At 67.1% G+C, this 9,743-nt stretch carries 4 protein-coding genes and 1 pseudogene; 1 reads left to right on the top strand and 4 read right to left on the bottom strand.

All coding sequences use genetic code 11. The annotated features are described in order from the left end of the window. The 4 genes from AB0D27_RS43960 to AB0D27_RS43945 form a co-directional block, all read right to left on the bottom strand. Nucleotides 1–501 (bottom strand): class I SAM-dependent methyltransferase (locus tag AB0D27_RS43960; RefSeq protein WP_362520899.1); only part of this gene is annotated, 501 nt, incomplete at its 3' end. Between the two features lie 216 nt (nucleotides 502–717). After that, nucleotides 718–2,496, bottom strand: coding sequence for a hypothetical protein (locus AB0D27_RS43955; RefSeq protein WP_362520896.1), 1,779 nt, complete (start codon nucleotides 2,494–2,496; stop codon nucleotides 718–720). A gap of 386 nt (nucleotides 2,497–2,882) precedes the next feature. Beyond that, nucleotides 2,883–7,337, bottom strand: coding sequence for an amino acid adenylation domain-containing protein (locus tag AB0D27_RS43950; RefSeq protein WP_362520894.1), 4,455 nt, complete (start codon nucleotides 7,335–7,337; stop codon nucleotides 2,883–2,885). A gap of 134 nt (nucleotides 7,338–7,471) precedes the next feature. After that, entirely contained in the window at nucleotides 7,472–8,836 is a 1,365-nt protein-coding gene (locus AB0D27_RS43945) for a cytochrome P450 (RefSeq protein ID WP_362520891.1), read from the bottom strand. Nucleotides 8,837–9,386: 550 nt separating this feature from the next. Here AB0D27_RS43945 and AB0D27_RS43940 point away from each other — a divergent pair. Further along, nucleotides 9,387–9,743 (top strand): annotated as a pseudogene (locus tag AB0D27_RS43940) (hypothetical protein); the annotation flags it as partial.

Raw genomic sequence — 9,743 nt, 5'->3', positions numbered from 1 at the left:
GTCGGGCCCCAGCCATACCCGCTTGACAGCAGGCGGCCAGAACCACGGTCCGCCGCGATCAGCCTGGCTGACCCCTCCCAACCGAAACGCGGAGGCTACTGGCTGATAGAACTGCTGCGGCTCCACACCGTGCGCCCGAAGCACTTGTGCCTTGAAGGCCAGAACATCTGGCTGATCGATTTCATAATACTTAACTCCAGTGGGCCAAGATAGTCGCACGCTGCGAGTGTCGAGGCCCGCACCTAGGACGACTACCTGCCGAACCCCTCCAGATACAGCGTCTTGAAGAAAGGCGTCGACCCGCGTGCGAATCGCAATATAGCTGGAAGGGGACTTCCAGTAGTTGCTCCGCGTCCCAGTCGAAGCAGCCTCGGAGGCGCTTGCAGGGATGGGTTTATCAACCTCGGGAGCGCCTACGAACCAGGAGGCATATGGATCTCTGATCAAAGGTGAAGGGCTGCCTGTCTCAATTGATCGGCAGCCTGCGATCACTAGTGCCATGACTCCAACGCCGGAAGAGATACCGGAATTGCCGCTCATCGGTTTTGTCTCCTCTCCTGAACTCGTATGACTGCCCGCCGAGTTGACAAATTCTGACACGCGCTCGCACGGTAGCAGCATCGGAATCAGTTTGCGACTCGTTTGGCCTTGATACGTTCTCGAACGCGCAGCTTCATGGGAAGTGTTAAGTGCGCAATTTGCCAATCTTATGATTGGCTACGGCTGTCGGCAGATGGTGCTGACGAGGTCGGTGAGCCGCTGGTATGGGTTGAAGCCAGACAACTCAATAGCACTGGAAACGACTCCGAAGAAGGCTCGACGCAAACGGTGGCCTTCGTCTCCGGACAGGTAGAATGTGTTGCGCACGGCAATATCTGTGTCCATGAATAGCCGCGCATCGTGGCCCTTTGTGGCACCGAGGATGGTCTGCCGCCAGATGTCGCCGACCAGTTCACGCAAGGGCGCTGCGCCCGGGAGGCCGCCCATGCCATGGACGGTGAGAGCGATATCGAACAGGTCTTGCCACTCATCAGCCAGTCGGTGGAACGAGTCATTGTCGTCTGCCCGATCGCAGTGGGCTAGGACGGTCGCTGCTGCAGTTGTGAACGCAGCGGCCTGAGGGGCGTCAGCAATGCTGCGCCTGGTGACACGATGGGCGATCTCGTCAACGGTCCGTTGCGCGCGTCGCCACCGGGTTTCCCAGGCAGGTGAGTGCAAGGCGATTCCCGGCTCCAGTGAGTAGGCCGAGGTCCGGAGCCGATTTCCCGGAGAGGGTGGCGCGATAGCACGGGCGATGGCGCCACCGGAATTGCCAAATGCGACGAGCTGTCGTCGAACGTTGTACCGGGGGTGCAACGGGTAGAAGACACAGAAGCCCATAGCATGCTCAGCCGCCTCGGCATGGCCTCGTTGACCGCAGGCGCAGGACAGCGTTGCGTCGGTGGCTTCAGCTAGGGCCTGGCCGAAGCCCACGGTGCTCGCGGGGCCGCCGGAAGCGAGCGCGGTCAGGAACTCGTTGCCGGTCTCGTGGTTGACACAGTCTGGCACGGCGTCGATGACGTCGTCATAGCGCAAAACACTGGCGAGCGTACGAGCTATGGAGGGACAGGTCTGCGCAGGCTTGTAGGTTCCGTCGACGTCGGTGAGGTGCCTATAGGGCGCGGAGGCGAATGCCAGTCTTAGGAGTGGGGTAAAGAAGCCCTCCCACCAGCGGGACACTACACAGTCTTCGGGAGTGGCTCTGGGATCTTCAGAGTCGACGAGCAGCCGGCTTCTGGCACTGTCGTATTGGAACTCGTCCTTGAGGTAGGTGAGTGCGGCGCCGAGAGCCACTTCCTGTGCCATACGATTCGGAGCACTTCCCGCGAGGTAAGCATAGCCTTCGCTTGCCGCCATGAGATATGGGTACGCACTGTTAACCCCAGATCCGTCCGCTGCGTCTACGAAGTCAGCGGCCAACGTGAAGCACAGCATCGACCCGAACAGCTCCAACATGTCTAGCCCGGTGCCCCTCTGAAACGTCCAGAAGTAGACAGCGCCGAGATAGTCCCGCATGGTCATGACCTTGTCGGTCGAGTTCGGCTGCCTGCGGAGGTACTCCTTCCATAGCTTGACCGCCTCATTCCCCTTCCGCGGTGCTATCCGTCCTAGCTCAGTCATGGCGCGCGCCATATGACCCGACTCCGGGTCCCACAGGCTATTGGCGTGTTGTCGGGTGACTCGTCGTAGCGTCTCGGTTACCGGACTAGCCAGGAGGTCGGCTCGAAGCTCGCCAGAGCGCGCGATTTGCAGACTGTGCTCGGCTGCCTGGAGACCGTCTGCGTTGCACGGCATTTGTGTCGAGACGTATGGCCGGTAGGCAGGCTGGCCAACGAGATAGGTGGCGGCTCCATCGGCCCCAGGGCTGTCATTGTTCGCAGCCGTGTGTACGGTTGCAAGGAGTCTCGTCTCAAGACCCGCGCTTCTCGCGTTCCACATTGCGTCGGTGATGGTCACGGTTGCCCTCCTGGACGGGCGCTCTCGCATGCGTAATTGGCATGGCGCCCGCCGCCGAGTCGGGGCTTTGCGGCGAGGCAATCTAATGGCGTTGGACACGGGACTTCGCTCACGAGAGCGGCGCGATGCATCGTCAACAGCCTTTCCCCTGGCGTTGCGCTTCGTGACTTCCCTTTTGGGTAGCCCGTGGCGCAGCCGGGCCTTCCCGGCGACATGCTCCGTTCTGGCACTGATGCCCCTGACGCGACATCCCGTGAGTTCCCCTGCAGCACGGACACGGCGGGAGTGTCGTTACGTGACGTCAAGCGGGCGGCTGGTGCGATGGCGGTCAGGTGATGCTCCTGAGACGAGGAGGTTACCTGGGACGATGGAGATAATTCGGGCTGTCAGTGGGTCGGACGAGAGGCGTGCGTGCGCCACAGGGCGGACAGCCAGGGGTCTGGTGCGACCAGTGCGCACAGGCGGGCGGTGTCGTCCTGGGGCGCGGCGTCGACCAGGGTGAGCAAGCGTTCGAGCAGGCGCTGCACGTAGTCGTCGGGGGCGAAGGCGGGGTCGTGCAGGGCGGCCAGGCGCAGGCGGGAACCTTCTTCCCGGGCAAGGATCATCAGGTCGATCGGGGCCTGGGTGACGCTTCCGGAGAAATCGTCGGAGAGTTGGTCGGTGCGCACGGCCGTGCATCCCTCCAGGCGGAGTGCGTCCGCGGGTGGCAGCATCTGGAAGAGAACGGACTGTGAGTGGCTGAAGGCGTCCTGGAGGTCGGGGATCAGGGCGCACAGATGGGGCAACGGTGCGCTGTTGTGTGCCAGCGCCTGGCGCAGGGTGGCCCCGGCCGTGGTGATCGCGTCCGCCACGCCCCATTGCCGGTTGACGGTGTGGCGCAGCATGACGGCATCGATGTGGGGGGGCACGGTGTATGCAAGTGGGCCGGGGCGGTCCGCGCCGACGCCGAGCAGGCGTACGTCCGGGTCTTCGGTGTCCAGGGCGATCAGCGTGCAGGTAAGGGCGTAGAGAGCCTGGGCCGGAGTGCAGTGATGGGCACGGGCCAGATGTTGGAACCGTTGGGCGGCGGCGGTGGGCACCAGCAGGCTATGGGCCCGGGTGGTGCCGGGCGTGGTTCCGGGGGTGGGCAGGGCAGTCGGGGGGACGAGCTGGACGGGCCGCATGCCGCTCGCTCGCTCGCTCCAGAAATGGATGTCTTCGGCCTGAGGAGCGGTGGGGGGCGTCGGCGCGAGCAGGGCCGGGGCCAGGATGTCGTGGCCGCGGGGGGATGCGTTCTGCGGCGCGTTCACGGTGTCCCGGTAGTGCTGGGCGATCTCGCGTTCGATCAGCGCCACGGACTGGGCGTCGGCGACCATGTGGTGGACGCGCAGGCACAGCAGATGCCGGTCGGCAGCCAGGACGAGGAGCTCTGCGGCGAAAACGCGCCCCTCGTGCAGGCTGAGTGGGTCGGACTGGTGCAGTCGGTGCAAAACGCGTTGCGGGTCGGGTCCGGTGGCGGATTCGACGTGCAGGAGGTCGGTACGAGACGGGCCGACCGTTTGGCGGCAGTCCGCCGGCAGGCCCTCCAGGCGCAGTGCGGCCCGCAGGGCGGGATGCCGGTTGACCACCGCGTCGACAGCCTCGCTCAGGGCTGCTGTGTCCAGGGGGCCGACGATGCGGTAGTGCAGTTCCAGAGTGAAGTCCGCTCCGGCGACCAGTCCTCGTTGGAACTGCAGGTCAAAGGCCCACATCAGCATCTGGGTCGTGTTCAGGGGAAGTTGCCCTCCCTCCGCCAGTCCCGCCTCCACCGTCGGCTCGCGGCTCGTCGTCGCGTCCGGGGTCGGATCGGTGCTCTGCGGCGGGGTGGACAGGAGGTCACCGATGACGCCAGCCATGCCGGCCGGGGTCGGGGCGTCGAAAACGCATCGGGGCGGTAGGTGCACGCCGAGTCGTTCGCCCAGCAGGGCGGCAGTGCGGACAGCCAGCAGGGAGTCGCCCCCCAGCTGGACGAAGTCATCGTGGACACCGACCCGGTCCAGTCCGAGGACCTCGGCGAAGACCTCGGCGGCGGTGCGTTCCGCCGCGGTGGCCGGTGCTGCGTAGGGGGTGGGAAGTACGGGCCGAACGCCCCTGGGTAGCGGCAGGGCTGTGAAGTCGGTTTTGCCCGCTGCGGTGAGGGGAAGTTCGGTCAGGACCATATACTCCACGGGCTGTTCGTGGGCGGCCAATCGCGTCTGTGCGTGGGCCCTCACGTCGGGCAGCAGATCCTCCTCGGCCAGGGCCGCCAGTCGTACGCGGAGCGGATCGCTGGTCAGCTCCGCTCCGTCATCGGCGGAGCAGGCGGGGGAGGGCCAGGCCAGAGGCCGCTCGGCGGCGTCCGGGGTGCCCGGGGGAAGGAACGCGGCATCGAAGGCGCCGTCGGGATGGGCGGACGCTCGCGAAAGACGCAGCGTCCAGCCCGCTTCATCTGCCAGTGCGTGCAGTTGCTCGGGATGGACGGCCGCCTCCTCGGCCCGGGCCGCGAGGCCGCGCAGAGCGCCAGCCGTGTGGTCGCCACCGTCCGCCGTCAGATGGGCGCGCAGGATGAAGGCGCCTGCGGTACGGACGTCGGGCACGGCCCTCACTCCGACCAGCCGTCCGGGCACAAGCAGCGCGGCCACAGCGGACAGTGTGCCCGGCCACGGAACCCAGTCCATCGCCAGCGGCGGCTCGGTGGCCGGTGGGGAAAGGACGGCGTCGTAGCGGAAGTCGTTCATCTCGTTGCGCCGCGCGCCGCGGCGGGGCCGGATCTCCACCTGCCGTCCGGGCGCGGCCTGCAAAAACCACCCGGGAGCGATGTGCAGTTGGGGGTCCAGGGCCACACGCCTGCGCCACTGCTCGCGCAGCGCCGACAGAGGCGTGTGGTCGTCGGCCCCGGCGACCACCACGGCCGCGTGCAGCATGTCCTTGAGACCGAGGTCCTTGACGTCGCCGAAGATCACGCGCCCGGTGGGGTGCGCCGCATCCAGGGCCGCGCGCAGCACTCGGGCGAGGTGGTCGGCGTCGGTGAAGTAGGGCGTCACCGAATTGCACAGCACGAGGTCGAAGCCGGCCGCCCCGTCGGTGTCGGCGGCATCCCCCTGGCGGAGCTCGACATGGTCGAGCCCGAGCTGCTCCAGAGTCATAGCCAAGGCGTCGAGCGTGGCGGAGGAGATGTCGATGCCGACGACGCGGGAGCAGTCGCGGGCCAGGTGGGTGAGGACTAGGCCCGTGCCGCAACCCAGGTCCAGCAGGGAGTCCGGACGACTGCTGCGGGCGAGGCGCACGCACTGGTCGACCCATTCGGTCATGTCTGCCTCGGGCAGGTCCTGTGCGGTGTAGCTGCTGGTCCAGCCGGTGTGCTCCCGCTCGTGGTCCAGGCCGTCGATCAGCGTCCGCCAGGAGCGGCGCAATGACGCGGCGGCACGGTCCCGGTCCTGCGCGGGCACCAGATAGGCGCACAGCCGTCCGTCGTGGGCGGCGACCACGGCGTCGCGGACCCGGGGATGGGCACGCAGAACCGCCGCGACGCCGTCCGGTTCCACCCGCAGCCCGCGGATCTTGGTCTGCCTGTCCAGGCGGCCCAGCACCTCCAGGCTGCCGTCCGGGCGGAACCGCCCGCGGTCGCCGGTGCGGTAGACGCGCCGGCCCGCCGCCGCGGCGCACGGCGCGAAGCGTTCCTGCGTCGACGGCGCATCGCCTGCGTATCCGTCGGCCAGCGTCGGACCGGCGATGCCGATCTCCCCCACCTCCCCCTCGTCCATGGCTCGGCCGTCCGGGGAGAGGATGTACAGGTCGACCCCGTCGATCGCGGTGCCGACGGTCACGAGGGCCCCTGGGCGCAACACCCCCGTCGCGCACCAGACCGCCGCCTCGGTGGGGCCGTATCCGTTGACCAACTCGACGTGCGGCAGCACCCGGTAGTGCTCGGCCACCAGATCCGGCGGGCATGCCTCCCCGGCCACCATGACCTGGCGCAACATGGGGGGACCTGACCGGACGTCGGCCAGCACCTGCTGGTAGAGCGAGGGCGTCAGCACCGTGTGACTGGCCTCCCCGCGTTCGAGGACCTCGGCCAGCCGCGCCAACGCCCTGCCCGTATCGGCGGGCAGAGCCAGTACCGTCCCGCCCGAGAGCAAGGTCCACCAGATACCCGCCAGACAGGCATCCACCGTCATGGGCGAGACCAGCGCCATGGTGGTGACGGGCACCGGATACCGGCGTGCGTAGGCCCGCATCGCATGGGAGATCGCCCCGTGGCCGACCGCCACGGCCTTGGGCCGCCCCGATGTGCCCGAGGTATGGATGACGTAGGCAGGGTCCGCCGGGTCCGGATCCACGAAGCCGTCGACCGGCTGAGCGGCCAACTCGGCGCGCACCTGCGGCAGGTCGACGTCCAGACGCACCCCGCCGAAGCCGATCGCGAGGCAGTGGTGACTCAAGGACACCAGCCATCGCGCGTCCATTTCGCGCAACATGCCGGCCAGTAGCGCGTCCGGAAGGGCCGGATCCACCGGCGCGTGGACCGCCCCCATACGCAAGGCGGCCACCTGAGCCACCACCGCGCGTACCCCGCGCGGCAGCGTGCAGGCGACGCGGTCCCCCGGACGCACACCGGCGGCGCTGAGCCGGTGGGCGAGTTGGAGCGACTCCCGCTCCAGCTGCGTGTAGGAGAGCGTCTCGTCTTCGTCCCGCACGGCCGGCGCGTCCGGAGTGAGTCGTGTCTGGCGGTTCAGCAGTGCGGTGAGCACAAGCGGAGGCAGTGTCCCGACCTCGTGCGCCGACCTGTTCCAGTCGCCAGAAGGGGAAGGGATACGAGTCGGGGGCAGGACGAGATCGTCCATGGGCGTACCTCTCTACGGACGGGACAAGCAACGGAATCGGACATGTGCGGGAAAGAGTCCGGGAGGGCAGAGCAGGGACAGACAAGCGGCCTCCGCGCGGGCACCACAGTCAGGCGGCCGGACCGGCGAACGATTCAGGGCCCGGTAGGGCTACGACGTGTGACGCGCAGCCGCATTTCGTGCGGCCGGATCACGATGTCCTTCGCGAATCGCACGGGCCTGTCGGTCTCGGGCTCGACATGCCAGCGGGCCACCACCGCAGCCAGCGCAAGGGTCGCCTCTGCCATGGCGAGGCTCTCGCCGATGCACTTGCGGGCGCCCAGCCCGAAGGGAATGAACCCGCCCAGTGGCACCTGCGGGGCGCGGTCATCGGCCCAGCGGTCGGGGTCGAACTGGTCCGGACGGGGATGAACAGCGTCGAGCCGCTGTACAAGGTACTGGCTGAACGCCACCGTCGTCCCGGCCAGGACATCGTGCTCACCGAGCCGCACGTCAGTAGTTGCGGTCCGGGTGAACAGCCACGCCGGCGGATACAGACGCAGCGTCTCACGCATCACGGCCCTCGTGAATTCCAGCGACACCAGATGCTCGAAGGCCGTCGGACCGCCGCCGGTGACCTCGTTCACCTCCTGCCACAATCGCCTCTGCACATCCTGGTGACGGGCCAGCAGATGCATCGCCCACACCAGCAAATTCCCGGTCGTTTCCATCCCGGCGATGAAGAAGGTGAGCACCTGGTCACTCACTTCTGAGTCGGACAGGCTCTGCTCCCCCGCTGGACCGCCTCCGTTCGCAGCGTCTTGCGCCAGGAGCAATGACAGCAGGCTGACCTCACCATCTCCTGCGACCCTGCGCCGAGCGATAACCTCGCCCAGGGTCCAGCGCAACCGCTGTCGCGCCTGCGCGTAGCGGTGGTTGCCGAAGAGAGGAAGGCCGCGCAAGGCCCGTGGCATGAGCGTCTGTCGGTAGATGCCCGCCGTGATGGTTGTCATGTCAGCGAGCGCGAGCTCCGTGAGGCGGCCGGGAAGGGCGCCGTCGAACATGGTGGCCACGATGGCCCGTGCCGAGATCGTCCGCATCTGGGCTGGGACGTCGATGCTCTGGCCGTCGCGCCATGATTCCACCACGTCCCGCACGTGCTCCGCGACGACATCGACCAACAACGGGATCGTGCTCTTATGGAAGGCCGGTTGAAGCAGTCGGCGCTGCCGTCGGTGATCGCCAAAGGGACAGCTCAGCAGGCCGTTGCCGGTCACTTCTCGCACCCGGTCGTATAGCCCGCCGCCCTTGTCGAATACCTTGTCGTGGACCAGCACTTGCCGAGTCAATTCTGGATCGCACACCAGGGCCGTCCGCTGTGGCCCCAACAGCACTTCGACCACGGGCCCGTGGCCGGACGCGGCACACAGGAACGCGGCCGGATCACGCATTAACTGCACCGCATGTCCCAACACGGGCAACGCCCCCGACATGCGTGGCAGCGAGGTCGAAACGTCCAAGGCGAAGCACGCCCCTCTCCGGCCGTACGGGTCTTGAGATCACAGAGAAAAGGGATGGTTGAAGCGGGCGCATCAAGCGGCTTGGCGAGCCCTCCACCCGCGCAGGGAGGGGCGGATGCCGACGAAGACCCTCGCTCCGGAAACCGAGCCCTTCTTCATGGAGATCCGCCCATCCAATCCGCCCCACACGTCGTAGGTGCCGTCAGTGAGTTTCAAGGGAGCTCCAATTTCGGCCGTAACAGCATCGCTCACCATAGGATTTCCCCTCATCGGCCAGACCAGACAGGGAAGATGCTTCCCAGTCACGAGACGGCGTGAAATGCACGACCAGATTCGAACGCAGGTGACGACTTCGAACTCCTCGACGAGGCAGGCCGCAACCCACTGCACGAGAGGAAACAGTCGCCGCAATTCCTGCCGACCGCTAGGGATGGACCCCGATGGTCTGCAGATAGGTCATGCACTCGCACAGCGAACTGGCGTTGTTCCGCCACACCTTCGCGGCAGTGCCCCGTTCAAAGGGAGCTCGCGGAGCCAGTAGTTCCCCACCATGGCGGGACGGGGAGCGCCTGGGGCGTCGTCGAACAAGTACGACGGCACCGAAGGCCGGCGGCGCGCCCAAGGCCTCCGAGTTGTCTGCGCCTGCGGCTGGCGCGGACCTCGCCGCCCCGCGGACTTCGCGGACCCCGACGCCTGCGATGAGGGACTGCAGAAGGAATGGATCCGGCACACCGAGGTCAGCATGTCCCGCACGCTGCCCGAACGGCTGCGGCGACTGCTCGACGATGTGGAGGAGGCGGCCCAGGCGCTAACCTCCGCGTTTCGGTTGGGAGGGGTCAGCCAGGCTGATCGCGGCGGACCGTGGTTCTGGCCGCCTGCTGTCAAGCGGGTATGGCTGGGGCCCGAC

The sequence above is a fragment of the Streptomyces sp. NPDC048415 genome (genome assembly GCF_040651675.1).
In the GTDB taxonomy this organism is placed as follows: domain Bacteria; phylum Actinomycetota; class Actinomycetes; order Streptomycetales; family Streptomycetaceae; genus Streptomyces.
Note: the sequence above shows the minus strand (reverse complement) of the source record. Positions and strands in the feature narration are given on the sequence as shown.